The organism is Pseudomonas sp. TH41, assembly GCF_016650695.1.
Classification (GTDB): domain Bacteria; phylum Pseudomonadota; class Gammaproteobacteria; order Pseudomonadales; family Pseudomonadaceae; genus Aquipseudomonas.
Map to the genome: position 1 here is coordinate 720,280 of NZ_JAEKFH010000003.1, position 25,177 is coordinate 745,456.

A 25,177-nucleotide genomic window follows, 5' to 3' on the forward strand; every position below is an offset into this window, starting at 1 on the left:
GCGCGGCTGCACGGGCGGGCCAGTCGGACCAGACGAGCCTTCCTAGCTCGCTTCAAATAACGCCATGGCCTCGACATGCGCCGTTTGAGGAAACATATCGAGAATCCCGGCACGTTTTAACCGGTAGCCCTGCTTGATCAATTCGACCGTATCGCGCGCCAGCGTTGCAGGGTTGCACGACACGTACACCAACCGTTTGGCACCCAGGGATGCCAGCGTGCGCACGGCCTCGAAAGCACCGTCACGCGGTGGATCCAAGAGTACCGCAGAAAAGCCTTCGCTGGCCCATTCGGCATCGGTCAAAGGCTTGGATAAATCGGCCTGAAAAAACCGTGCGTTATGCAGATTGTTGCTAGCAGCGTTCGCCGCCGCCCGCTCGACCATTGCTTGCACACCTTCCACCGCCACGACCTCGCGAACAGCTTTGGCCAGCGGCAACGCGAAGTTGCCCAACCCACAGAATAGATCGAGAACGCGATCATCGGCTGTCGGTTTCAGCCAGTCCAGCGCCTGGGCAATCATTGCCTCGTTGACCCCGGCGTTGACCTGGATGAAGTCGCCCGGCCGGTACGCCAGGTCCAGGTCCCACTGCTCGAGACGATAGCCCAGCGACTGATCGGCCTCGACCGGTTGCGGCTCGCCGTCACCGTGCAGCCACAATTGGGCGTCGTGGACAGCGCAGAAATCCTTGAGGATCGTCATATCGGCTTCGGACAACGGCGCCATGTGCCGCAGCAATACCGCCAGCGAAGAGCCGCTGAACAACTCCACATGACCCAGCACCTGAGGTTTGCTCAAGCGGCGGAGCATTTCCGGCAGGTGGGTCATGATCGGCTGCAAGGGCTGTACCAGCACTGGGCATTCGTTGATTGCAACGATGTCCTGACTGCCTGCCGCGCGGAAACCGACCTCGAGTTTTTTTGCTTTCATGTCCCAGCGCACCGCGATGCGGGCGCGACGACGGTAGCCGAATTCCGGACCGCTCAATGGCGCTGCCCACTCTTTGGGCTCGACACCGGCGACTTTCGACAGTTGCTCGGCGAGCATGCGCTGTTTCAGCGCGAGTTGCTCGTTGTGCGGCAGGTGCTGCACGCTGCAACCGCCACAGCGATCGGCATGCGGGCACGGTGCCGAACGACGCAGTTCACTGGCCTTGAACACCCGTTCGGTGCGCGCCTCGACCACTTTGCCGTGAGCGCCCAACACGCGCGCCTCGATTTCTTCACCGGCCAATGCGCCGATGACGAACCAGGTGCGGCCTTCGAAAAACGCGATACCACGACCGTCATTGGCCAGGCGCTCGATGCTCAAGCGCTGCTTTTTACCGGTCGGAATTTGCGGGGCCTTGCTGCCGCCGGTGGGCTGGAAGCGCAGGCCTCTCTCTTGCTTGGCCATCAGTTGGGCGCGTCGAAAATGCCGGTCGACAAGTAACGGTCGCCACGGTCGCAGATGATCGCGACGATCACCGCGTTTTCAACTTCTTTAGACAAGCGCAGCATCGCTGCCACGGCACCGCCCGAGGAGACACCGCAGAAGATGCCTTCTTCACGCGCCAGACGACGGGTCACGTCTTCGGCCTCGCTTTGCGCCATGTCGACGATCCGGTCCACGCGCTCAGCCTGGTAAATCTTCGGCAGGTATTCCTGCGGCCAGCGACGGATGCCCGGAATGGCCGAGCCTTCCATCGGTTGCAGACCGATGATCTGCACGTTGTCGTTCTGCTCTTTCAAGTAGCGCGAAACGCCCATGATGGTGCCGGTGGTGCCCATCGAACTGACGAAATGGGTGATGGTGCCCTCGGTCTGGCGCCAGATTTCCGGGCCGGTGGTGGTGTAGTGCGCTTGCGGGTTGTCCCCGTTGGCGAACTGATCCAGCACCTTGCCACGGCCTTCGGCTTCCATTCGCTGGGCGAGATCGCGGGCACCTTCCATGCTTTGTTCCTGGGTGACCAGAATCAACTCGGCGCCATACGCTGTCATCGCGGCTTTACGCTCGGCGCTGGAGTTGTCCGGCATGATCAGGATCATTTTGTAACCCTTGATCGCGGCGGCCATCGCCAGCGCGATCCCGGTGTTGCCCGAGGTCGCTTCAATCAGCGTATCGCCGACGTGGATCTGCCCGCGCAATTCGGCACGGGTGATCATCGACAGCGCCGGACGGTCCTTGACCGAACCCGCCGGGTTATTCCCTTCGAGCTTGAGCAAAAGGGTATTGCTGGTGGCGCCAGGCAGGCGCTGCAAACGGACCAGCGGAGTGTTGCCGACGCAATCGGCGATGGTTGGGTACTGCAAGGTCATGGCGTATTCGCAATCCAGACTGCGGGGGCGCCTATCATACCGGCAAACGCCCGCAGGCCATATCACGCAAAGTGTGGTGCTTATGGCTTATGGGAATAAGCCGGCTTTTCTGCGGTGGATGTGCGGTCCTCTTCGCGGGCAAGCCTCGCTCCTACGGTCATCCTGTAGGAGCGAGGCTTGCCCGCGAAGGCCGCGACTCGGTCAAAGCATTGTTCACCGCTAACCAAAAATACGGCCGCACGCATAAAAGTGCCCCCATCAGACATTTCCCGCAGACCGTAGCGACATGCATGAACTAGTGCGCAGTGATTTCCATGGATAGTCTTTTGTTAAGCGGGATATGCATGCAGGGGTGTTCCGCTATTACTGCCAACTCGACTGCCACTTCAATGAGCATCTATATGAAATTTCCAATTGCACTTTCTCTCGTAGGGCTGATCCTTGCGACCAGCCAGGCTTCTGCAGCATGCACCAACATTCGTAACACCTATAGCGGCACCGTACCTGCCAACTCGTTTATTATTGCACAGGGTCCTTTTACCATTACCAGTGCTAACGGATGTCGGTAGGCCAATATTTCTTCCAATATTACCGCCGTGGGTGCGGGCTCTCCGCCGAAGCTATACATCGACAGACTAACAGGCTCAACCTGGACGCAAGTGGCCGGCGATACTGGCAATACCGCTTCAGTACTTGGACAGCTGGAAACTTATAGAGTCCGCCATGTCAATGACCTTAACGTAAACAGACAATATTCTGGCACCACACGTTACGCTCGATGAGTAATAAAGCTTCCGGTGCTCGTCAATTATTTTTTCGGGCACCGACTGACTCAGGCTTGAATGCTGACAGACAGATCGTTTCTAGCTGAAGTGGCAAAATACGAGAGCGCGTTTATGGCCTGATTTGCGCCCAGCAATGCCCTCGTCACGACCTTGAATGACTCTTGGTGAGCATATAAAGGCCATGAACGGACGTTTGCTTTATTGTCATCCAGCATTTGATTGAACATGGCGATCGCATTATATTTGACGTCTTTTTCAGTCTGATGACCATATTTATCAGTCGCCATATTCCCTGATATAAATACGGACGCTACATGTCCATCTATCAGGTCAAGCTCACGGAGTCTTGATCCGATTCTTGCAAGTTCATTGGTGCTTATCGACGTAAAATCGCTTCCCCTTATCAATTCTTTCAGCTCGCCAAATAAATACTCGCTTGTCAAACTTAATATGTCAGCAGCATTTTCGGCACTAGTTACTGTATGAGCGTTTTTTATCTCTCGAGGATTTTTAATAAAATAGGCATCAGCCTGCATTGATAGAACAGGCATTCTGATTAGAACATTCATTGTCGACACTCCTTGGGTTAGCCTCAAGTTGAATATCGACCCTCCATTTAAAGTCTTGATAGCTGACCGCTATTTTCAGAAACTTCCTACTTCAACACCTTTCATCTCGTAGGACATATCCGTAGAAGATGTATGAATGCATTAAGATAATACGGTTTTAGAATTAAACAGGCGATTGATGAGCCACCAAGCGCATGTTCAATCGCAGCCCCTGCCCGCCATTCTCCGCATTAAGACTGCCGCCCTGACGTTGCACCGCATTCCTGGCAATGCTCAATCCCAACCCGAATCCGCCATTCCCCGGACGCGAGCCGTCGAGACGAATGAACGGCTGGAAAATCCGCTCCAGATCAGCCTCGGCCACGCCGCCACCCTGATCCTCCAGCCAGAGGTGCCAATAGTCCCCCTCACGCCGTCCGCCAAGCTGCACCACGCCGCCCTCGGGTGAATGTCGAATCGCGTTACGCAGAATGTTTTCCAGCGCCTGGGCCAAGGTATTGAGATGGCCGCGCACCCAGCAGGATGAATCCACCGTGCAGTGCAATTGCTCCTTCGGCCAGCCACTTTCATAGCAGGCATTCTCCGTAAGCATTTCCCACAGCGCCTGAATCTCGATGGCTTCGCCGGGCAATGGCGTACGCTCGGTATCGAGCCAGGCCAATTGCAGGGTGTCCTCAACCAGACACTGCATGCCATCGACCTCCCGGGCGATACGCTCACGCAACGCCTCCAGTCCCTGCTCGCTTTCGCTGGCCACCCGCAGCCGGCTCAGCGGCGTGCGCAATTCGTGGGACAGGTCGCGCAGTAATTGTTGCTGCATGGCCACTGTGCTTTCCAGGCGTTCGGACATGTGATCAAAGGCCCTGCCCAACTCACCCAACTCGTCCGGGCGATTGGTAGTGTGGCTCGATAAGCGAACCCCTAACTGGTCGGCACGCCAGGCATTGGCCTGTTCGCGCAGATTGTTCAATGGCACCACCAGTAACCGATACAGACCGACACACAGCAGCAAGGTAAACAGCACCGGAATCACTCCGTTAGTGATCACGCGCCAGAACACCTTGTACTGTCCGGGCATGTACCGCTGGGGCAGTTCGATCACCAGGCTACCGGCGGCCGGGTCGCCGGGAAACGGCACGCGCATCCACGGTAGCCGCTGCTTGTGGATCGGCCAATCGAGGCCACGCAGAAAGGTCATGCGGTGGACTTCCTTGTCTGTCAGCGGTTGGCTGCTCAATGACTGCAAGTCACCACCAATGACGCCAATCCAACCCGCTTCACGCTGGCGCATGCCCTGCAGACAGGCATCGACCCCAGCGCGCTGCCGCAGATTCCACGCCTGCTCAGCCTCGGCGGCATAGCGCGACAGGGTGCCTCGGGCATCATCCGACAGGAACTGGTTTTGCTCCTCCATGTACCGGCCCCACGACCAGCTCAGCCAGATCAAGAGCAGACAGAACGCCACCAACCAACACGCCAGTTTCCAGAACAGCGAATGCCTGCCCGGCAGGTCAGACCATTTCATCGGCGGCACTCAACACATAGCCTTTGCCCCACACCGTGCGGACTTCCCGCTCGGTGTAGCCGATAACTTTAAGTTTTCGACGGATCTGGCTGATGTGCATGTCCAGGCTACGGTCGTGGGCCGCGTAACCGCGTTGCAGCACGTGCTGATAAAGGAACGGCTTGCTCAATACTTCATCACCGTTGCGATTCAGCGTTTCCAGCAGTCGATACTCGCTACGGGTCAATCCCGCAGCGTGCTCGCCGTAACAGACGTCACCGCATTCATCATCAAAACGCAGACTGTCCACCGAAGGTGCAATCGGTGCCGGCGCTGGCCGACAATCGAGTGCCACCCGACGCAGAATGGCTTCAATGCGCACCCGCAACTCCACCATGCTGAACGGTTTGGGCAGGTAATCATCGGCGCCCAAGCGAAAGCCGTTGATACGATCCGACTCGGCACCGAGCGCCGACATCAACAACACCGGGGTTGAATGGCTTTTGCGCAGCGCTGTCAGTACCGACAGACCATTCAACCCTGGCAGCAGAATATCCATCAGCACGACATCGAAAGCCTGCTGCCGGGCAATGGCCAGCCCTTCTTGCCCGTTCTGACACCACGTCACCTGAAAGCCGCAGTTCCCCAGATGCTCATGGACATAAGCACCCAGCACGAGGTCGTCTTCGATGGAAAGAATGCGGGGATGTGCAACAGAGATGGGAGCCATGACTATCTGCAAATAATTCTCAGTTGATGATTATTCAAGATTGCTTCGTCAGGGGCAACCCAAGGTTTGCCCGCAAGGCAAAAGTGCTGGACCGATCGACGGAGGACGAGATCAATTTTACGAGGATTGCCCGCAAGCAAATCGCTACACTGCGCAGGTGGTGCGTGCTGGACGTGCGTGCAGGTCATTAATAGCGGGATGCAGGAGAGATGCGTGCTCAAGAAACTGGGAATTAAAGGCCGCGTGCTGTTGCTGACTCTGTTGCCAACCAGCCTGATGGCGTTGGTTCTGGGCGGCTATTTCACCTGGATGCAGCAGGCCGACCTGCAAACCCAACTCATGCAGCGCGGCGAAATGATCGCCGAACAGCTAGCGCCCCTTGTGGCCCCGGCCTTGGGCCACAAGGACGCCGACCTGCTGGAACGCATCGCCACTCAATCCCTGGAAACGCCCGACGTGCGCGCGGTAACCTTCCTCGCCCCGGACCGAACCCCACTGGCCCATGCCGGCCCCACCATGCTCAATCAGGCCCCGCAGGGCGAGGGTCCGCAAATGCTGCGCCGCAGTGGCAACGATGCGACGCGTTATCTGCTGCCGGTGTTCGGCAAGCACCGCAACCTGGCCGGCGACTTGATTCCCGATGAGGCCGACCGCCTGCTGGGCTGGGTCGAAGTCGAACTGTCCCACAACGGCATGCTGCTGCGCGGCTACCGCAGCCTGTTCGCCAGCCTGCTATTAATCGGCGCGGGGCTGGCCGGTGCCGCGCTGCTGGCATTGCGCATGGGCCGCACGATCAACCGGCCGATCAGCCAGATCAAATTGGCCGTGTCGCAACTCAAGGACGGTCATCTGGAAACCCGCCTGCCACCACTCGGCAGTCAGGAGCTGGATGAACTGGCGTCCGGCATCAACCGCATGGCCGGCACGCTGCAAAACGCTCAGGAAGAACTGCAGCACAGTGTTGATCAGGCCACCGAAGATGTGCGCCAGAACCTGGAAACCATCGAGATCCAGAACATCGAGCTCGACCTGGCGCGCAAGGAAGCCCTGGAGGCGAGCCGGATCAAATCCGAGTTTCTGGCCAACATGAGCCATGAAATCCGCACGCCGCTCAACGGCATTCTCGGCTTCACGCATTTGCTCCAAAAAAGCGAACTGACCCCGCGCCAGCTTGATTATCTGGGCACCATCGAAAAATCCGCCGACAGCCTGCTGGGGATCATCAACGAGATCCTCGACTTCTCGAAAATCGAGGCCGGTAAACTGGTACTCGACCATATTCCGTTCAACCTGCGTGACCTGCTCCAGGACACCCTGACGATTCTCGCCCCCGCCGCCCACGCCAAGCAACTGGAGCTGGTGAGTCTGGTTTACCGTGATACGCCGCTGTCGCTGGTGGGTGATCCGCTGCGGCTCAAGCAGATCCTCACCAATCTTGTGAGCAACGCCATCAAGTTCACCCGCGAAGGCACCATCGTCGCCCGGGCCATGCTTGAAGAAGATCATGAAGACAGCGTGCAACTGCGCATCAGCATTCAGGACACCGGCATTGGCCTGTCGAGCCAGGACGTGCGCGCGCTGTTCCAGGCGTTCAGCCAGGCCGACAATTCGCTGTCCCGACAACCCGGAGGCACTGGTCTGGGGCTGGTGATTTCCAAGCGACTGATCGAACAGATGGGTGGCGAGATCGGCGTCGACAGCACGCCGGGTGAAGGCTCGGAATTCTGGATCAGCTTGAGCCTGCCAAAAACCCGCGACGATGCCGAAGACCTGCCCGGCCCACCGCTGCTCGGGCGCCGGGTGGCGGTGCTGGAAAACCATGAACTGGCCCGTCAGGCGTTGCAGCATCAACTGGAAGACTGCGGTCTTGAAGTCACCCCGTTCAAAACCCTTGAAAGCTTGGCCAATGGTGTGACCGGCGCGCACCAGACCGACCAGGCGATCGACCTGGCGGTGCTCGGCATCACCAGCAACGACATGCCGCCGGAGCGTCTCAACCAACATATCTGGGACCTCGAACACCTGGGTTGCAAAGTGCTGGTGCTGTGCCCGACCACTGAACAGACGCTGTTCCACCTCTCGGTGCCGAACCCGCACAGTCAGCTTCAATCCAAACCGGCCTGCACCCGAAAACTGCGTCGAGCCTTGTCCGATCTGGTCAACCCGCGCCAGCAGCGCAGTGCCCCCGGCGAACCCGTGTCGAGCCGTGCACCGAAAGTCCTTTGCGTCGACGACAACCCAGCCAACCTGCTGCTGGTGCAAACCCTGCTGGAAGACATGGGCGCCAAGGTCCTGGCAGTGGAAAGCGGTTACGCCGCGGTCAAGGCGGTGCAGAACGAAACGTTCGACCTGGTGTTGATGGACGTGCAAATGCCGGGCATGGATGGGCGCCAGAGCACCGAAGCGATCCGTCAGTGGGAAAGCGAGCGGCATTGCACGCCGCTGCCCATCGTCGCCCTCACCGCCCACGCCATGGCCAACGAAAAGCGTGCACTGCTGCAAAGCGGCATGGACGACTACCTGACCAAACCGATCAGCGAGCGGCAACTGGCGCAGGTGGTGTTGAAGTGGAGCGGCCTGGCACTGCGTAATCAGGGGCCGGAGCGGGCCGGCGACCGCCACCTCGGTGCTCCGGAATTGCAGGTACTCGATCACGAAGAAGGTTTGCGCCTGGCCGCCGGCAAAGCCGATCTGGCGGCGGACATGCTGGCCATGTTGCTCGCCTCGCTGGAAGCCGACCGCGAAGCCATCCGCTTTGCCCGCGACACTGACGATCACAACGCCTTGATCGAACGCGTCCATCGCTTGCACGGCGCGACCCGTTATTGCGGGGTGCCGCAACTGCGCGCCGCCTGCCAACGCAGTGAAACGCTGCTCAAGCAACAAGACCCGAGAGCCTACAGCGCACTTGAGGAACTCGACCGGGCCATCAATCGTCTGGCCGCGCAGGCCCGAATCAACGCTTGATGTAGCCTTTGTCCCTCTGTGGGAGCGAGCTTGCTCGCGAAAGACCTGAGAGCGACACGTTTATCCATCATGAACGCGTTACCGTTAACGTCTTTCGCGAGCAAGCTCGCTCCTACAGGCGAACACAGGCTTCGTCAGACGTGAAATTTTCCAGGAGGACAGCATGCGCACGATTCTTTTCAGCAGCCAGACTTACGACCGCGACAGTTTTCTTGCGGCTGACCTGCCACCCAGCATCGAACTGCACTTTCAATCCGCGCGACTGAGCCTCGATACGGTGGCGTTGGCGGAGCATCACGAAGTGGTTTGCGCCTTCATCAATGATGACCTCAGCGCTCCAGTGCTCGAACGCCTGGCCGCTGGCGGCACGCGTCTGATCGCCCTGCGCTCGGCCGGTTACAACCATGTTGACCTGGCGGTGGCAAAGCTTCTGGGACTGGCGATTGTGCGGGTTCCGGCCTATTCACCGCACGCCGTGGCCGAACATGCGGTGGCGCTGATCCTGGCACTCAACCGGCGTCTGCACCGCGCCTACAATCGCACCCGCGAAGGAGATTTCAGCCTCCACGGGTTGACCGGCTTCGACCTGGTCGGCAAAACCGTCGGTGTGGTGGGCACCGGCCAGATCGGCGCCACGTTCGCGAAAATAATGAATGGGTTTGGCTGCCAGTTGCTGGCTTATGACCCTTACCCCAACCCGCAGGTCGAGGCCCTTGGCGCTCGTTACCTGAGCCTGCCGGAATTGCTGGCCGAGTCGCAGATCATCAGCCTGCACTGCCCGCTCAATGAACAGAGCAAACACTTGATCAACCGCGAGTCACTGGCGCACATGCAGCCCGGCGCGATGTTGATCAACACCGGGCGTGGGGGTCTGGTGGACACACCGGCGCTGATTGACGCATTGAAGGATGGCCAACTGGGTTATCTGGGACTGGATGTGTATGAAGAGGAGGCGCAACTGTTCTTCGAGGACCGTTCCGACTTGCCGCTGCAGGACGACGTGCTGGCGCGCCTGCTGACCTTTCCAAACGTGATCGTGACGGCTCACCAGGCGTTCCTGACCCGCGAAGCGCTGGGCGCCATTGCCACGACAACCTTGCACAACATTGCGGCCTGGGCGGCGGGCGCACCGGCGAATCTGGTCAAGGACGACTGAACCAGATCGAAGGTCATCTGCCCGCGCCATGCTGCGTTGATGTCCGTGCTAGCATGCCGCGCATATTTGGAGGACCCATGGTCGAACACGATTTCCGCTATACCCTGATGAACCCGCAACACACCCTCACCGAATGCCGCGCCCTGGTGCCGGGGCGTTATCAAGTCACCGGCAACGGCGGCTCGATTCGTAATAACGACGTGCTGGTAGTGACCCTTAAAGGCAGCAAGGACTTGTCCATGCGCCTGAGCGTCGAAACGGTTCGGCACTTGATCAACCCGCCCGGCCAATGGGTTGCGGTGGCGAGTGGTCCGGTGTTCGGCGAATTGGCAATCCACACCTGGAAAGTCAATTGCGACCGTTGCGCCAAAGAGCTGGGTTTCGAGTTCGCGGTCGACGCCAAGCTGGGTAACAAGGCTGAAAAGCCTGCCGCCAACGCGCGGATTGCCGAATTGGGCTGGACCACCGTCGGCGAGAAACACCTGTGCCCGAAATGCCAGGAGCCTGCGTGATGAAACACCTCGCTCTGACCGCAATGGTTGGTGCCAGCCTGCTGGGCTGCGCCGCCGAGCCGGTGCAATTGCAACAGAACCGCAGCTACATTCTGGAGTGGATCGGCGAACGTCCATTGATGGACTATAGCCACCTGACCATCACCCTCGGTGAAGACGGTCGGGCTTATGGCAATGGCGGCTGCAACCACTGGTTTGCGCCGTACACCCTGGAAGGCGGCAAACTGAGCTTCGGCAAGATCGGCAGCACTCGCAAGCTGTGTGCGCCAGCGGTGATGGAACAGGAAAAGCGTTTCTTGCAGGCCCTGGAAAACGTGCAGCGCTGGGACGTTTCACCGATCGACCAGATGCGCTTCTGGCCGGCGGAAGGCAAGCCGCTGCGTTGGTGGCTTGAAGAGGGTTGATGATCACTCGTCCTTTTGTAGCAGCTGGCGGAGCCTGCGTTCGGCTGCGCAGCAGTCGTGAAATCAGGCAATGCGGTCTTTCAGGTAATCCGCGAGCACAGGTTTCACGACTGCTGCGCAGCCGAACGCAGGCTGCGCCAGCTGCTACAGATCGTGTTACGGCTTACAGATTCATCTCAATTCTTCGCCTGCAACGCCTCAAGCTTCGCCATCACCCCCGCCGCCGTTTGCTCGCCCATCAACTGGTCCCGAACGTTTCCTTTGTTATCGATGATGTACGTCACCGGCAACGCCTCGCTGCGGGGTAAATCAAACAGCTCGGCCGGATCCTGCGCCAGCACGGTGAACGTGATCCCCAGTTTCTCACTGGCGCTTTTCAGCTCTGCACCCTGCACGTTATCGAAGTTGACCCCGAACACACCGATCTTCCTGTCCTTGAGTTGATCGGCCAACGCGTTCAACTGTGGAATTTCGGTCCGGCATGGCCCACACCATTCGGCCCAGTAATTGAGCACCACCCACTGTTTGTCCAGGCGCTCGGCGGCGACTTTGTGGCCGTTCTGATCCGTGCCGTAGTCATTGCCACAGCCCCCCAGCATCAACGTCCCGATAATCGCCAACACCGCTGTCAGTCGTCGTGCCATGTCGTATTCCTTGTTCAAATTTGAATGCGCCTGCGACCCATCGCCTCCCAAGGTTCTGGATTGCGCGCTGCCCAGTTAGAATAGCCGTCACTTTCCGCAAGATGCGACCCGCACATGACCGATCTGACGCTTTATCACAATCCGCGCTGCTCGAAATCTCGCGGTGCGCTTGAATTGCTCGAAGCCCGTGGCCTGACCCCGACCGTGGTCCGCTACCTCGACACCCCGCTGGACGTCAGTCAAATTCAGAGCTTGCTGACCAAGCTCGGCATCAACGCCCGGCAACTGCTGCGTACCGGTGAGGACGAATACAAGACCCTCAACCTCGCCGACGCCAGCCTGAGCGAGGCGCAATTGATCGCGGCCATCGCCGCTCACCCGAAACTCATGGAGCGCCCGATTCTTGAAGTCGGCGACAAGGCCATCATCGGCCGTCCGCCGGAGAATGTGCTGGAGTTGCTGCCGTGAGTGCGCCGTACATTCTGGTGTTGTATTACAGCCGCAGCGGCTCGACCAATGAAATGGCCCGGCAGATTGCCCGTGGTGTCGAGCAGTCCGGTATGGAAGCACGCCTGCGCACGGTGCCGCCGATTTCGACCGAGTGCGAAGCCGTGTCGCCGGATATCCCCGACGAAGGCGCGCTGTACGCCAGCCTCGACGACCTGAAAAATTGCGCGGGCCTGGCCATGGGCAGCCCGACCCGCTTCGGCAACATGGCGGCGCCGCTCAAGTATTTTCTCGACGGCACCAGCAACCTGTGGCTGACCGGCGCACTGGTGGGCAAGCCGGCCGGCGTGTTCACCTCCACCGCGAGCCTGCACGGCGGCCAGGAAACCACGCTGCTGTCGATGATGTTGCCGCTGCTGCACCACGGCATGTTGATCACCGGCCTGCCTTACAGCGAGTCGGCCCTGCTGGAAACCCGTGGCGGCGGCACGCCTTACGGCGCCAGCCATCACGCCGGGGCCGATGGCAAAAGCGGTTTGAATGAACATGAAGTGGCGCTGTGCCGGGCCTTGGGCCTGCGCTTGGCGAAGACCGCACAAAAGTTGGGGAACTGAGGTGGCCAAGAAGCCGAAGATTCTGCCCTCCATCGAATGGCTGGAACCGCGGGTTCGGGCGATGCGCGTGATCAGCCTGTTGTGCTTTTTCGCGCTGGTGGGATTGCTCTGCGCCTATTACCTGGTGGTCGCCGACCTGCATGGCGCCCGGCCGTGGGTGATTTTGCTGATCGAACTGGTGCCGTTGCTGTTGTTGGCGCCAGGAATGATTGTCGGCAGCGCGCGTGGGCATTCGTGGATGTGTTTTGTGGTGAACCTGTATTTCATCAAGGGCGCATTGGCCGCGTATGACCCGAACCGGCAGTGGTTCGGGCTGCTCGAGATGGGCGCGAGCCTGGCGGTGTTCTGCTCGGCGTTATTGTATGTGCGGTGGCGGTTTCAGTTGAATCGCAAGTTGGCGGGTGAAGGCGAGATTTCCGCCGCCTGATCTGACGCCTTCGCGAGCAAGCCCGCTCCCACACTGGATCTGTATCGTTCACAAATCCCCTGTGGGAGCGGGCTTGCTCGCGAAGGGAACGACTCGGTCTCAATGATTGACGGTATAAGCCAACATCATCGAAATCTGGCTCATCGGCCGCCCACCGCTTTCTTCATGCCACTGATTGAACACGCCCTGGACCGTGGCCAGATCGCGCAAACTGGTCGGCACCTTGTCGACAATTTCCTGCGCATTCAACGCCGCCACCACGTCATAGCTCGGCACAAAGGTGTCTTTGCCGACCATCCGCAAGAAGCGCGGTGCCGACAACCCGCCCAGTTGATGGCCGCGCTTTTTCAAATACGTCCACAACCCAACGATATCGGTCACCGGCCAATCGGCGATCAACGCGCCGAAGCTGCCCTGCTCATGCGCCACGTCCAGCACGAATTGCGCATTGCGCGGCACGCTTTTGAGCTTGCCGAGGTGACGGATGATCCGCGCGTCCTGCATCAGGCGCTCCAGGTGCTCGGCGCTCATCAGCACGACTTTTTCCGGGTCGAACTTGAAAAACACTTCTTCGAACGCCGGCCATTTTGCATCCACCAGACTGTGCTTGAGCCCGGCGCGGAACACGCGCAGGGCCATGGTCGAGAGGTAGCGATCGTCGCTGATCTTGCGCAATTGCGCCGGGGTCTTGGGAACGGGCAGATGGGCTTCCAGTTCAGCCGCCGAACCGAAGCGGTTCAGACAGTATTCGTGCAGCCACTTGTAATCGCGCATGCCCTCTCCTGAGGAATGATATGAAAACGGCGCCCAAAAACTGTGGGAGCGGGCTTGCTCGCGAATGCGGTGTGTCAGCCGACTTTAATGTTGAATGACACACCGCATTCGCGAGCAAGCCCGCTCCCACAGTTTTGTTCAGAGATTTACAACATTAACGAAGCGCGAAGCCGCCGTTTCGTCGATCTTTAGGCTGGTGAAGTCAAACAGGTTACGGTCCGCCAGTTGCGACGGAATCACGTTCTGCAAGCTGCGAAAAATACTCTCGGTACGGCCCGGGGTCTTGCGCTCCCAATCCAGCAACATGTCTTTGACCACCTGACGTTGCAGGTTTTCCTGAGAACCACAGAGGTTGCACGGGATGATCGGGAATTGCTTGAGGTCTGAGTAGGCCTGGATGTCTTTTTCGTTGCAGTAGGCCAACGGGCGGATCACCACGTTGCGACCGTCATCGGCACGCAGTTTCGGCGGCATGGCCTTCAGCGAGCCGTTGAAGAACATATTGAGGAAGAACGTCTCGACGATATCGTCGCGATGGTGACCGAGGGCCATTTTGGTCGCGCCGATTTCGTCGGCAAAGGTGTAGAGGGTGCCGCGACGCAAGCGCGAACACAGCGAGCAGGTGGTCTTGCCTTCCGGGATCAGCTCCTTGACCACCGAATACGTGTCTTTCTCGACGATGTGGTACTCGATGCCCAGTTCTTTAAGGTAAGCCGGCAGCACGTGTTCGGGAAAACCTGGCTGCTTCTGGTCCATGTTCACGGCCACGATCTCGAACTTGATCGGGGCGACCTTCTGCAAATGCATCAGCACGTCGAGCATGGTGTAGCTGTCCTTGCCACCGGACAGGCAGACCATGACCTTGTCGCCGTCTTCAATCATGTTGAAATCGGCAATAGCCTCACCGGCCTGGCGGCGAAGGCGCTTTTGCAGTTTGTTCTGGTTGACCGTAAGAGTGCCCATGACGCGAATCCGTGAGGTGTGACGAAAGGCCGGCATTTTACGCAAAAATACCTCGTCGGCGAAGAACCCTGTGTAGGAGCTGCCGCAGGCTGCGATCTTTTGATCTTCGGCAATTTCCAGTGCCGTCGAAGATCAAGATCAAAAGATCGCAGCCTTCGGCAGCTCCTACAAAAGACATAACCGCGATTAAGCCCTGTGTTTACAGCGCGATTTGCTCTAAGCCCTATCACCTGTGCCGGTAAGTCCTTTCTATACTGCGACATAAGGTCGCACGCATATCCAGACCTATTACTTACTTGGCCACTTTGGTCCGTAAGCGCTCCACTGGGGGGCGAGGGTAAAAACAAGAGGAGTGACTGGCATGATCCATCACGTAGTGGGGCTGTTCACCCACCCTGACCAAGAATGGAAAGAGATTCGTGGCGATCAAGAGGAAAGTATCAGCCGCATGTACCTGACGCACACGTTGATTCTGGCGGCAATCCCTGCGGTGTCGGCGTTTATCGGCACCACGCAGGTCGGCTGGGTCATTGGGAGCCGGGCGCCGGTCATGTTGACCCAGGAAAGCGCGCTATGGATGACGATCATGTCTTACGTGGCGATGCTCGGCGGTGTCGCGGTGATGGGCGCATTCATCCACTGGATGGCCCGTACTTATGATGCCAACCCAAGCCTGGCACGTTGCGTTGCGTTTGCGACCTATACCGCAACCCCGCTGTTCGTTGGCGGCCTTGCGGCACTTTATCCACATATGTGGCTGGGGATGATCGTCGGGACGGCGGCTATCTGCTACACGGTTTATCTGTTGTATGTGGGGCTGCCGACATTCATGAACATTCCATCTGACGAGGGATTCCTGTTTTCAAGTTCGGTGCTCGCCGTCGGCCTGGTGGTGCTGGTGGCTATCATGGCATTCACGGTCATTGTATGGGGACTCGGCGTGGGGCCGGTCTATACGAACTAGCAACATTCCACCTAAAAACTAGATCTGCCAACACAGGCCGCCGCAAGGCGGCCTTCTAATTTTCCGGGTCCGCTCACGGCGACGACCATTCGGCGCCTCGGCGATTCGCAAGGCCCCGGGGTTGCGGCATACTCGACGTCTCTGGAGATCCATCAAGCATGCCCGAGCAACTCAATACCCGCGTCGAAGACTGTTACCTGCAAGCCGAAACCTTTTTCAAACGACCTTTCAAACGCCCCGTGGTGAGCCTCAAGCTGCGCGGGCAAAAAGCCGGTGTCGCGCATTTGCACGAGAACCTGCTGCGCTTCAATCCGCAGCTGTACCGGGAAAACACCGAAGATTTCCTCAAGCAGACCGTGGCCCATGAAGTCGCGCACCTGATCGCCCATCAACTGTTCGGCGACCGTATCCAGCCCCATGGCGAAGAGTGGCAGTTGATCATGCGCGGCGTGTATGAACTGCCGCCCAATCGTTGCCACTCCTATGACGTCAAACGCCGCCGCGTGACTCGCTACATCTACAAATGCCCGTGCGCCGACAGTGATTTTCCGTTTTCGGCACAGCGTCATGGTTTGGTGAGGCAGGGGCGGCGGTATTTGTGCCGACGATGCCGCAGCACATTGGTGTTCAGTGGGGAGATGCGGGTCGAGTAGTCAGATTTGTGGTGTTTGGGCCGGCCTTTTCGCGAGCAAGCCCGCTCCCACATTGAATTGCATTCCCCTGAAGGAACTCGGTCAAATGTGGGAGCGGGCTTGCTCGCGAAGGGGCCCTAAAACCCACTACACAACCACCTTGGCACGGCGCAATTCCGCAATCCGCTCAGCACTAAACCCCAACTCCCCCAACACCTGATCCGTATGCTCCCCCACCGCCGCACCGATATGCCGCGGCTCAGGCAATCCATCAGAAAACTTCAACGGACACGCCATCTGCGCCTGAGTCGTCCCGTCACCCCGAGGCACCTCAGTCACCAACGCCCGCGCCTTCAACTGCGGATGCCGCACCGCCTCGCCAACACTCAACACCGGCTCGACACACGCATCGACTCCGGCAAACAAGGCGCACAACTCGGCGAAGTCATGTTTCTCGAATTCCATCTTCAACTCATTCTTCAGCGCCTGTTGCTGCTCGGGTTTGGGCGACAAGCCCTGGGCCGCCAGTTCCGGCCGTCCCAGCGCCGAACACAGTGGCTGCATGAACACCGGTTCCAGGCTGCCCACCGATAACCAGCGCCCATCCCGCGAACGGTAATAGTCATAGAAACTGCCGCCATTGAGCATCTGATCTTCCCGACCCGGCTCCTTGCCACAGGCCAGATACCCCGCGCCGGCCATGGCGTTCAGGCTGAAAGCGCAGTCGGTCATGCTCACGTCCAGGTGCTGCCCCTGTCCGGTGTGCTGCCGGGCAATCACTGCCGCCAACAGGCCTATGACCCCGTGCAACGAGCCACCGGCGATATCCGCCACCTGCATGCCCAAGGGCAACGGCCCACTGTCGGCGCGGCCGGTGTAGCTCGCCATCCCCGCCAGCGCCAGGTAGTTGATATCATGGCCGGCGCGGTCCTTGTAGGGGCCGGTCTGCCCATAACCGGTGATCGAAACGTAGATCAGCTTCGGATTGATCGCCTTCAAGGCTTCATAGCCCAGGCCCAGTCGCTCCATTACGCCGGGGCGGAACTGCTCCAGTACGATGTCGTGGTCCTTGAGCAACTGCTTCACCACGTCCAGCGCCTCGGGTTGCTTGAGGTCCAGGGCCAGGCTGCGTTTATTGCGATTGAGGTAGGCATGGCTGGCGGAGACGCCCTGATCGTGAGGCGGCAGCACTCGCAGCAGGTCCATGCGGGTCGGCGATTCGATGCGCAAGACCTCGGCGCCCATGTCCGCCAGCAACAACGAGGCGAACGGCCCCGGCAGCAGTGTCGAGAAATCCAGAACCTTGAGTGATGCCAGTGGACCGAGCATGAGCGTTCTCCCTAAACAATGCCCCCAGCCTAGGCAGCCGGCGGCATTCCAGCAATCACCTTATGCGTCAGATGCGCTGACCGTTGCGCTCAAATCGCAGGCAAAAAAAACCCGCCGAAGCGGGTAGTGCCGTAGGAGCGAGCTTGCTCCGGGCGGCGTTCCGACGATGGTCGTTAACGAAAACGGGTTTTGCCTGGCTAAACGCGGCGTTTTGAAGTCCATCGCGAGCAGGCTCGCTCCTACAGTTCTCTCAACAGCGAGTCTTACTTGACGTTGCTCGGGGTTGGGCCTTCGGCCACACCCAGGTCGTCTTCAGCGCGCTCGTCGGAAATGCCGCGACCGCCGGAAGCCAGTTCCGCATGCATCACGTCAACGTCCAGCTCCTTGACCCACTTGGCCACCACCAGGGTGGCAACCGCGTTACCGACCAGATTGGTCAGCGCACGGGCTTCAGACATGAAGCGGTCGATGCCGAGGATCAGCGCCAGACCAGCAACCGGCAAGTGACCCACCGCGGACAGGGTGGCCGCCAACACAATGAAACCGCTACCGGTCACGCCAGCAGCGCCTTTGGAGGACAGCAACAACACCACCAGCAACGTGATCTGGTGAGTGATGTCCATGTGGGTGTCGGTCGCCTGAGCGATGAACACGGCCGCCATGGTCAGGTAGATCGCCGTACCATCCAGGTTGAACGAGTAACCGGTCGGGATCACCAGACCTACCACGGATTTCTTCGCACCCAGACGCTCCATCTTGATCAGCATGCGTGGCAGCACCGACTCCGAAGAAGAAGTCCCCAGCACAATCAGCAGTTCTTCACGGATGTAGCGAATCACTTTCAGCACGCTGAAGCCGTGAGCGCGAGCGATCGCGCCCAGCACAACGAGGACGAACACCAGGCACGTGATGTAGAAGCACGCCATCAACTGACCCAGTTGCACCAGCGAGCCAACACCGTACGCACCGATGGTGAACGCCATGGCGCCCAAGGCACCGAGTGGTGCGAGCTTCATGATCATGTTGATGATATTGAACATCACGTGAGCGAAGCGATCGATGAAGTCGAGGATCGGCTTGCCGTAGGCACCCAGGCGATGCAGGGCGAAACCGAAGATCACCGAGAACATCAACACTTGCAGGATGTCGCCGGTCGCGAACGCGCCGAAGATGGTGTTCGGGATGATGTTCAACAGAAAGCCAATGACGCTTTGATCAGCACCGGCCGCTACATACTGAGCGACTTTGGAGGCATCCAGGGTCGCCACGTCGATGTGCATGCCGGCACCCGGCTGCACGACGTTGACCACCACCAGCCCCACCAGCAAGGCGATGGTTGAAACGACTTCGAAGTAGAGCAGCGCGTAACCGCCCGTCTTGCCGACCGACTTCATGCTCTGCATGCCTGCAATGCCGCTGACGACGGTGCAGAAGATGATCGGGGCGATGATCATTTTGATCAGTTTGATGAACCCGTCACCCAGCGGCTTGAGGGCTACGCCGGTCTGCGGGTAGAAGTGACCGACCAGGATGCCGATGGCGATGGCAACGATCACCTGAAAATACAGGGATTTGTACAGTGGCTGACGAGTCGTCATTGCAAAGTTCCTCAAGAGTGCCCGCTGACAACATCCATCTGTTGTCCCTGACACCTGAATTGCGAACCCTCCTGCACTGGAGGGATTTGTTTTTCGAGCTGCGCGTGGCAAGCATCTGCTCGTTGTATCGCAAGGCCCGTGCCACCTTTGCCGAATTGCCTGCAAGCCTTTCGACATCAAGGGTTACAGCTTTTTCCTTGTCACCGACCGGTTACGGCACAGTGGCGGGTTTCCGCCTATCCGCCCAATCACCTCCTGCAATTTGGCGGATATCCGCCTTGTTCATCACCCGGCACCACGCCTACTATCCGCCCTTCAATGGACGGACCTGCCCGCTATGCGCGAACGCACCATCGCCAGTCATTTCGCCCGTGCAGCCCTCGGTGGCGCGCGCCGGCTGGGATACGACTATTCAAATCTGCTGCAACAACTCGGCATCAGTCCCGAATGGCTGGACGAGCCGCGTGCGCGGATTGCGCCTGAGCTGTTCACCCGATTGATCCAGGGGTTGTGGCTGGCGCTCGACGACGAATTCCTCGGTTTCGGGCCCGCCCCGAGTAAAACCGGCAGCTTCGCGATGATGTGCCATGCCCTGATCCACTGCCGCACTCTGGATAAAGCGCTCAATCGCGGCTTATTGTTTTATAGCCTATTCCCCGAGGGGCCGCGTCTGACCCTGACCCGCGAAGGCGAAAGCGTGCGCCTCAGCCTCTACGATTCGCAGTTTTGCGACCCGGACCATTTCCTCACCGAAAGCCAGCTGATGGTGTGGCATCGCCTCGCCAGCTGGCTGATCGGCCAGCGAATTCGTCTGGAACAGGCCACCTTCAGCTACCCGAAACCCGAGCACGGCGCCGAATACGATTTGCTGTTCCCTTGCCCGATGGAATTTTCCGAAGTAAAGAGCACGACGGCGCGGAGCAGCCTGCTGTTTCACAGTCGCTACCTGAACCTGCCGTTGTTACAGGACGAGCGAACCCTCAAGCATTTCCTCCAACGCTCGCCCGCCGACCTATTGGCGCGACCGGATGACGGCGATAGCCTGAGCAGCCAGTTGCGCCGCCTGCTTAGCCGCGACAGTTCACGCTGGCCGGATCTTGAAACGGTGGCCGCGCACCTGCACATCAGCCCGCAGACCTTGCGCCGGCATCTGCGGGAAGAGGGTTCAAGTTTTCAGGAGCTGAAGGATCAGTTACGCCGGGACATTGCGATTTATCACTTGGGGCGGGCGGATCTGTCGTTGCAACAGATTGCCGAGGCGTTGGGATTTTCCGAGCCTTCGGCGTTTCACCGGGCGTTCAAGAAGTGGACCGGATTGACGCCGGGGGCTTATCGCGCCCAGGAGAAATGAGTTTTTTGTGGTGAATTGACTGGCCCCTTCGCGAGCAGGCTCGCTCCCACAGGGATCTTTGGCGTGACATAAATCCAGTGTGGGAGCGACGGTGCGGCGATCCGACCTGCTCGCGAAAAGGGCGACGCGATTTGCCCTACTTCACCACCGAACGCACCACTGACAATTCCGGCACAGCCACCCGCCGCTGACTCAGGTACCGCATACAACTCACCCGCAAAAACGAGGCGAAATTCACCACCTCGCCGCGATAGTCCATCACCTCTTCATACAGCTTGGCGATCAACTGGTTGGTGGTCATGCCATCGACCTCGGCGATTTCGCTGAGGATGTCCCAGAACTGATTCTCCAGCCGCAGGGTGGTGACCACCCCGCAGATGCGCAGCGAGCGGGAGCGCGATTCGTAGAGAATCGGATCGGCTTTGACGTAGAGCTCGCACATGGGAACGTCCCTCGTTACAGCGTGATTTTGGTGCCCAGCAACCCGAGGAAACCCGCGAGCCAGTTCGGGTGCGCCGGCCAGGCCGGAGCAGTGGCCAGATTGCCTTGAACGTGACCTTCCGTCACCGGGATATCGATGAACGTCCCGCCGGCCAGCCGGACTTCCGGGGCGCAGGCCGGGTAAGCGCTGCACTCGCGACCTTCGAGAATCCCCGCCGCGGCCAACAGTTGTGCACCGTGACACACGGCGGCGATCGGCTTACCGGCCTTGTCGAACGCGCGCACCAGCTCCAGCACTTTTTCGTTCAGGCGCAGGTACTCCGGCGCACGACCGCCGGGGATCAGCAGCGCGTCGTAGTCTGCGGACTTGACCTTGGAAAAGTCGAAGTTCAGGGCAAACAAGTGACCGGGTTTTTCACTGTAGGTCTGGTCGCCTTCAAAGTCGTGGATCGCTGTGCGCACGGTCTGGCCGGCGTTTTTGTCCGGACAAACGGCGTGCACCGTGTGGCCAACCATCAGCAGCGCCTGGAACGGCACCATCACTTCGTAGTCTTCGACGTAATCGCCAACCAACATCAGAATTTTTTTAGCCGCCATGGGGAAGACTCCTCTGGGAAAAACGTGGGCCTGCAGGAGTATTCAAGGTAGTCCTTAATCTGCATGACAGGTAATACCCGACTACTACGTTGATTACCTGATTACCTGATTACCTGATTACCTGATCACCTGATCACCTGATTACCTGATCACCCGATCACCCGATCACCTGTAGGAGCTGCCGAAGGCTGCGATCTTTTGATCTTGATCTTGAACCTTTGGAATGAAGCATATTGGGGTTGGTGGGGCGGCTGGTAAAAAGATCGCAGCCTTCGGCAGCTCCTACGTTGCGAGCATTACTCGCAACTGTACGGATAACTCTACGCCTAGCTGTAACAGCGGCAGCCCCCAGGTTTGTGGCTATATAAAGGCTCTTCCCGCCACCCTCGATTCTGGTTGCCATCATGTCCTCGCGCGAAAATACCGGTATGGCCCTGGGCCTGCTCGGCGTTGTTATTTTCAGCCTCACCTTGCCCTTCACGCGGATCGTCGTGCAGGAACTCCATCCGCTGCTCAACGGCCTGGGCCGTGCGTTGTTCGCGGCGGTTCCGGCGGCGTTGCTGTTGCTGTGGCGTCGGGAGAAATGGCCGACCTGGAAACAGATCAAAGGCCTGACGCTGGTGATTGCCGGGGTGATCCTCGGGTTCCCGGTGCTCTCGGCCTGGGCGATGCAAACCTTACCGGCGTCCCACGGTGCACTGGTCAACGGCCTGCAACCATTGTGCGTGGCGCTGTACGCTGCGTGGCTGTCCCATGAGCGACCTTCAAAAGCCTTCTGGGCCTGCGCCGCACTGGGCAGTGCGTTGGTACTCGGTTATGCGCTGATCAGCGGGGCCGGCAGTATTCAGGCGGGTGATTTGCTGATGCTCGGCGCGATTGCCGTGGGTGGCCTGGGTTACGCCGAGGGTGGACGGTTGGCCAAGGAGATGGGCGGCTGGCAGGTGATCTGTTGGGCCCTGGTGCTGTCGACGCCGCTACTGATCGGGCCGGTGGCGTACCTGGCGCTGCAACATCAAGGAGAGATTTCGGCCAAGACCTGGTGGGCGTTTGGTTATGTCTCGCTGTTCTCGCAGTTCATAGGGTTCTTCGCCTGGTACGCCGGGCTGGCCATGGGTGGCATTGCCCGGGTCAGCCAGATCCAGTTACTGCAGATTTTCTTCACCATCGCCTTTTCGGCACTGTTCTTCGGTGAACACATCGAGCCGATCACCTGGCTGTTTGCCGCCGGGGTGATCGTGACGGTGATGCTGGGGCGCAAGACAGCAGTCAAGCCCGCGCGCATTGCCACGGCGTGAAGCAAGATCAAAAGATCGCAGCCTGCGGCAGCTCCTACAGAGGAACGCGGTCAATGTAGGAGCTGCCGCAGGCTGCGATCTTTTCGGGATCAGCCCAGATAACCGTCAGAACGCAGCAAGGTTTCCAGGCAATGCTCGCTGATGTGGTAGAAATCCTTCAGCTCCTGAATCTTCACCAACAGCTGAGCCGGGTCAACCGGCTCGGCGCGTTTGACCGCCAGGATCATTTTGTTCTTGTTGGTGTGGTCCAGTGAGATGAACTCGAACACCTTGGTTTCATAACCGCAGGCTTCGAGGAACAACGCACGCAAACTGTCGGTGACCATTTCCGCCTGCTGGCCCAAATGCAGACCGTACTGAAGCATCGGCTTGAGCAGCGCCGGGCTCTGGATTTGCAGGCGGATCTGTTTGTGGCAGCACGGCGAGCACATGATGATCGAGGCGCCGGAGCGGATGCCGGTGTGAATGGCATAGTCGGTGGCGATGTCGCAGGCATGCAGCGCGATCATCACGTCCAGCTCGCTCGGTGCCACACTGCGCACGTCACCACATTTGAACACCAGCCCCGGGTGCTCAAGCTTTGCCGCCGCGGTGTTGCACAGATTGACCATTTCTTCACGCAGCTCCACACCCGTCACCACGCCTTCGGCCTTCAAGGTATTTCGCAGGTAGTCGTGGATCGCGAATGTCAGGTAACCCTTGCCCGAACCAAAATCCGCCACCTGCACCGGCTTGTCCAGCGCCAGCGGGGAGCTGGTCAGCGCATGGCTGAAGACCTCGATGAATTTGTTGATCTGCTTCCACTTGCGCGACATCGCCGGGATCAACTCATGCTGCTTGTTGGTCACGCCAAGGTCGGCGAGGAACGGCCGGCTCAGGTCGAGGAAGCGGTTTTTTTCGCGGTTATGTTCGGTGGACGGTACTTCACGCAATTGCTGAGGTTTGCTCTTGAACAGCGAAGACTTGCCCTTTTTGCTGTATTCGAGCTGGGCTTCGTCTGTCAGCGACAGTAAATGCGCATTTTTGAAGGATGCGGGCAACAACGCGGCAATGGTCGCCACGCCCTCGTCAATCGGCAGGTTTTTGGTGATATCGCGAGTCTTGTAGCGATACACAAAGGACAGGCAAGGCTGATCCTTGACCGTCAGCTGCTTGATGATCAGCCGCTGCAACTCGGCTTCGGTGCCGACGTACTTGGCCAGCACCAGTTTGATGAACGCATTGGCGTCGAGGCTGGTTTGCAGCAGATCGATGAACTGGGCGTGATGATCCGGCGCGAGGCTGGCGGGAGTGGCGGTGACAGACATGGAAAAAACGGCCTCGGGCGGAGCGAATCGGGGAATGGCGGGTATTTTAGGGGGGATGGCCACTCAGGACACGCAGTTATTTACCGAACGGCGCGATCTGTAGGAGCGAGCTCGCTCGCGATGGTCGCTAACGATGACGCGGGCTCTCTGGATAAGCGCGGTGATTCGGCATCCTTCGCGAGCAAGCTCGCTCCTACAAGGAATGAGTAAGCTCAGCCCAGCACCACCAACCGATTTGGCAATTCATTGCGCACATGCGTCACCGGCACATGCACTTTGAGCAACTCGCCGCACGCTTCGACACAGGTGACAAACCCCTGCAGTGTCTGCCCCTGCTTCACCTGTTGCGTGAACGCCGCAACAATCCCGTCCCAATTCTTGTTGTCCAGCCGTTTGGAAATCCCTTCATCCACCAGAATTTCCACATAGCGCTCGGCCTCGCAGACAAAAATCAGCATCCCGGTGCTGCCCACCGTGTGGTGCAGGTTTTGCTCCAGGAACTGCCGACGTGCCAGGTTCGAGGCGCGCCAGTGACGCACCGAGCGCGGAATCAGGTACGTGGTGACTTTGGGAATACGCAACACCAGGCACAGCACGATGAAGCTGGCCCATTGCACCAGCAGCAAGCTGTGCAGGGTTAGCCAGCCCGTCAGGTAATGCACGACACCCGGCACCACCAGTGCCAGCAAACTGGCCCAGAGCAGCGGGATATAGGCATAGTCGTCGGCGCGGGCCGCGAGCACGGTCACCAATTCCGCGTCGGTGTCGCGTTCGACCCGGGCAATGGCCTCGGCGACTTTGCGTTGTTCGTGTTCAGTGAGTAATGCCATGTTTACGAATGCCTGTTCGTTATTGTTATTAACTGAAGTG

The 25,177-nt window shown here is 59.0% G+C and carries 25 protein-coding genes; 11 read left to right on the top strand and 14 right to left on the bottom strand.

Features of this window, described 5'->3' with window-relative positions; all coding sequences use genetic code 11:
* Nucleotides 1-42: 42 nt before the first annotated feature.
* The 5 genes from rlmD to JFU37_RS06030 all read right to left on the bottom strand — a co-directional run bounded on the left by rlmD (nucleotide 43) and on the right by JFU37_RS06030 (nucleotide 5,885).
* The gene (gene rlmD, locus JFU37_RS06010) at nucleotides 43-1,395 is read right to left on the bottom strand and encodes a 23S rRNA (uracil(1939)-C(5))-methyltransferase RlmD (protein WP_201113994.1); all 1,353 of its coding nucleotides are present in this window, start codon (nucleotides 1,393-1,395) and stop codon (nucleotides 43-45) included.
* Complete coding sequence (cysM, locus tag JFU37_RS06015; protein ID WP_201113996.1) at nucleotides 1,395-2,297, bottom strand: cysteine synthase CysM; 903 nt, start codon at nucleotides 2,295-2,297, stop codon at nucleotides 1,395-1,397. Before cysM ends, rlmD begins: the two co-directional genes overlap by 1 nt.
* 832 nt (nucleotides 2,298-3,129) lie before the next feature.
* On the bottom strand, nucleotides 3,130-3,651 hold the full coding sequence (locus JFU37_RS06020) for a hypothetical protein (protein WP_201113998.1): 522 nt from the start codon (nucleotides 3,649-3,651) through the stop codon (nucleotides 3,130-3,132).
* A gap of 163 nt (nucleotides 3,652-3,814) precedes the next feature.
* Nucleotides 3,815-5,176: a sensor histidine kinase gene (locus tag JFU37_RS06025; protein WP_201114000.1), complete on the bottom strand. Its 1,362-nt coding sequence runs from the start codon at nucleotides 5,174-5,176 to the stop codon at nucleotides 3,815-3,817.
* A complete protein-coding gene (locus JFU37_RS06030) occupies nucleotides 5,163-5,885 on the bottom strand; it encodes a response regulator transcription factor (RefSeq protein WP_201114002.1) in 723 nt (240 codons plus the stop codon). The genes JFU37_RS06025 and JFU37_RS06030 overlap by 14 nt, the downstream gene beginning before the upstream one ends.
* 213 nt (nucleotides 5,886-6,098) lie before the next feature.
* Between JFU37_RS06030 and JFU37_RS06035 the strand changes: the two genes are divergently transcribed.
* The 4 genes from JFU37_RS06035 (at nucleotide 6,099) to JFU37_RS06050 (ending at nucleotide 10,924) form a co-directional block, all read left to right on the top strand.
* The gene (locus JFU37_RS06035; RefSeq protein WP_201114004.1) at nucleotides 6,099-8,852 is read left to right on the top strand and encodes a response regulator; all 2,754 of its coding nucleotides are present in this window, start codon (nucleotides 6,099-6,101) and stop codon (nucleotides 8,850-8,852) included.
* A gap of 163 nt (nucleotides 8,853-9,015) precedes the next feature.
* A complete protein-coding gene (locus JFU37_RS06040) occupies nucleotides 9,016-10,008 on the top strand; it encodes a 2-hydroxyacid dehydrogenase (RefSeq protein WP_201114006.1) in 993 nt (330 codons plus the stop codon).
* 77 nt (nucleotides 10,009-10,085) lie between these two features.
* Nucleotides 10,086-10,520: a hypothetical protein gene (locus tag JFU37_RS06045; protein WP_201114008.1), complete on the top strand. Its 435-nt coding sequence runs from the start codon at nucleotides 10,086-10,088 to the stop codon at nucleotides 10,518-10,520.
* Nucleotides 10,520-10,924, top strand: coding sequence for an META domain-containing protein (locus tag JFU37_RS06050; protein ID WP_201114010.1), 405 nt, complete (start codon nucleotides 10,520-10,522; stop codon nucleotides 10,922-10,924). The genes JFU37_RS06045 and JFU37_RS06050 overlap by 1 nt, the downstream gene beginning before the upstream one ends.
* A 176-nt stretch (nucleotides 10,925-11,100) precedes the next feature.
* On the opposite strand, the gene JFU37_RS06055 is transcribed toward JFU37_RS06050, so the two are convergent.
* Nucleotides 11,101-11,568 carry a TlpA disulfide reductase family protein gene (locus JFU37_RS06055; protein ID WP_201114012.1) on the bottom strand — a complete coding sequence of 156 codons (468 nt, stop codon included), beginning with the start codon at nucleotides 11,566-11,568 and terminating at the stop codon, nucleotides 11,101-11,103.
* Nucleotides 11,569-11,682: 114 nt separating this feature from the next.
* Here JFU37_RS06055 and arsC point away from each other — a divergent pair, with 114 nt between their 5' ends.
* The 3 genes from arsC to JFU37_RS06070 are packed head-to-tail and all read left to right on the top strand — an operon-like array spanning nucleotide 11,683 to nucleotide 13,056.
* Nucleotides 11,683-12,036: an arsenate reductase (glutaredoxin) gene (gene arsC / locus JFU37_RS06060; protein WP_201114014.1), complete on the top strand. Its 354-nt coding sequence runs from the start codon at nucleotides 11,683-11,685 to the stop codon at nucleotides 12,034-12,036.
* Nucleotides 12,033-12,629 carry an NAD(P)H:quinone oxidoreductase gene (gene wrbA / locus JFU37_RS06065; protein ID WP_046046494.1) on the top strand — a complete coding sequence of 199 codons (597 nt, stop codon included), beginning with the start codon at nucleotides 12,033-12,035 and terminating at the stop codon, nucleotides 12,627-12,629. The genes arsC and wrbA overlap by 4 nt, the downstream gene beginning before the upstream one ends.
* Before the next feature lies 1 nt (nucleotide 12,630).
* On the top strand, nucleotides 12,631-13,056 hold the full coding sequence (locus JFU37_RS06070) for a DUF2069 domain-containing protein (protein ID WP_201114016.1): 426 nt from the start codon (nucleotides 12,631-12,633) through the stop codon (nucleotides 13,054-13,056).
* 99 nt (nucleotides 13,057-13,155) lie between these two features.
* Here JFU37_RS06070 and JFU37_RS06075 read toward each other — a convergent pair whose 3' ends face one another.
* On the bottom strand, nucleotides 13,156-13,830 hold the full coding sequence (locus JFU37_RS06075; protein ID WP_201114018.1) for a DNA-3-methyladenine glycosylase I: 675 nt from the start codon (nucleotides 13,828-13,830) through the stop codon (nucleotides 13,156-13,158).
* Nucleotides 13,831-13,968: 138 nt separating this feature from the next.
* Complete coding sequence (gene ttcA, locus JFU37_RS06080; protein ID WP_201114020.1) at nucleotides 13,969-14,793, bottom strand: tRNA 2-thiocytidine(32) synthetase TtcA; 825 nt, start codon at nucleotides 14,791-14,793, stop codon at nucleotides 13,969-13,971.
* A 361-nt stretch (nucleotides 14,794-15,154) separates the two neighbouring features.
* Between ttcA and JFU37_RS06085 the strand changes: the two genes are divergently transcribed.
* The gene (locus JFU37_RS06085; protein WP_201114022.1) at nucleotides 15,155-15,757 is read left to right on the top strand and encodes a Yip1 family protein; all 603 of its coding nucleotides are present in this window, start codon (nucleotides 15,155-15,157) and stop codon (nucleotides 15,755-15,757) included.
* Nucleotides 15,758-15,915: 158 nt separating this feature from the next.
* Entirely contained in the window at nucleotides 15,916-16,410 is a 495-nt protein-coding gene (locus tag JFU37_RS06090) for a SprT family zinc-dependent metalloprotease (RefSeq protein ID WP_201114024.1), read from the top strand.
* Nucleotides 16,411-16,536: 126 nt separating this feature from the next.
* Here JFU37_RS06090 and JFU37_RS06095 read toward each other — a convergent pair whose 3' ends face one another.
* Both JFU37_RS06095 and JFU37_RS06100 read right to left on the bottom strand, forming a co-directional pair.
* Nucleotides 16,537-17,718 carry a CaiB/BaiF CoA transferase family protein gene (locus tag JFU37_RS06095; protein WP_201114026.1) on the bottom strand — a complete coding sequence of 394 codons (1,182 nt, stop codon included), beginning with the start codon at nucleotides 17,716-17,718 and terminating at the stop codon, nucleotides 16,537-16,539.
* 263 nt (nucleotides 17,719-17,981) lie between these two features.
* Complete coding sequence (locus tag JFU37_RS06100; protein WP_201114028.1) at nucleotides 17,982-19,316, bottom strand: dicarboxylate/amino acid:cation symporter; 1,335 nt, start codon at nucleotides 19,314-19,316, stop codon at nucleotides 17,982-17,984.
* 337 nt (nucleotides 19,317-19,653) lie between these two features.
* Here JFU37_RS06100 and JFU37_RS06105 point away from each other — a divergent pair, with 337 nt between their 5' ends.
* Complete coding sequence (locus JFU37_RS06105) at nucleotides 19,654-20,667, top strand: AraC family transcriptional regulator (RefSeq protein WP_201114030.1); 1,014 nt, start codon at nucleotides 19,654-19,656, stop codon at nucleotides 20,665-20,667.
* 136 nt (nucleotides 20,668-20,803) lie between these two features.
* Here the strand turns inward: JFU37_RS06105 and JFU37_RS06110 are convergent, their stop codons facing one another.
* Together JFU37_RS06110 and JFU37_RS06115 are read right to left on the bottom strand one after the other, a co-directional pair.
* A complete protein-coding gene (locus tag JFU37_RS06110) occupies nucleotides 20,804-21,109 on the bottom strand; it encodes a ribbon-helix-helix domain-containing protein (RefSeq protein ID WP_201114032.1) in 306 nt (101 codons plus the stop codon).
* A gap of 14 nt (nucleotides 21,110-21,123) precedes the next feature.
* Nucleotides 21,124-21,705, bottom strand: coding sequence for a DJ-1/PfpI family protein (locus JFU37_RS06115; protein WP_201114033.1), 582 nt, complete (start codon nucleotides 21,703-21,705; stop codon nucleotides 21,124-21,126).
* Between the two features lie 404 nt (nucleotides 21,706-22,109).
* Between JFU37_RS06115 and JFU37_RS06120 the strand changes: the two genes are divergently transcribed.
* Complete coding sequence (locus JFU37_RS06120) at nucleotides 22,110-23,000, top strand: DMT family transporter (protein ID WP_201114035.1); 891 nt, start codon at nucleotides 22,110-22,112, stop codon at nucleotides 22,998-23,000.
* An 89-nt stretch (nucleotides 23,001-23,089) separates the two neighbouring features.
* Here JFU37_RS06120 and JFU37_RS06125 read toward each other — a convergent pair whose 3' ends face one another.
* Nucleotides 23,090-24,307, bottom strand: a complete 1,218-nt coding sequence (locus JFU37_RS06125; protein ID WP_201114037.1) for a class I SAM-dependent methyltransferase — start codon at nucleotides 24,305-24,307, stop codon at nucleotides 23,090-23,092.
* A gap of 212 nt (nucleotides 24,308-24,519) precedes the next feature.
* A complete protein-coding gene (locus JFU37_RS06130; protein ID WP_201114045.1) occupies nucleotides 24,520-25,137 on the bottom strand; it encodes a TPM domain-containing protein in 618 nt (205 codons plus the stop codon).
* Nucleotides 25,138-25,177: the final 40 nt, after the last annotated feature.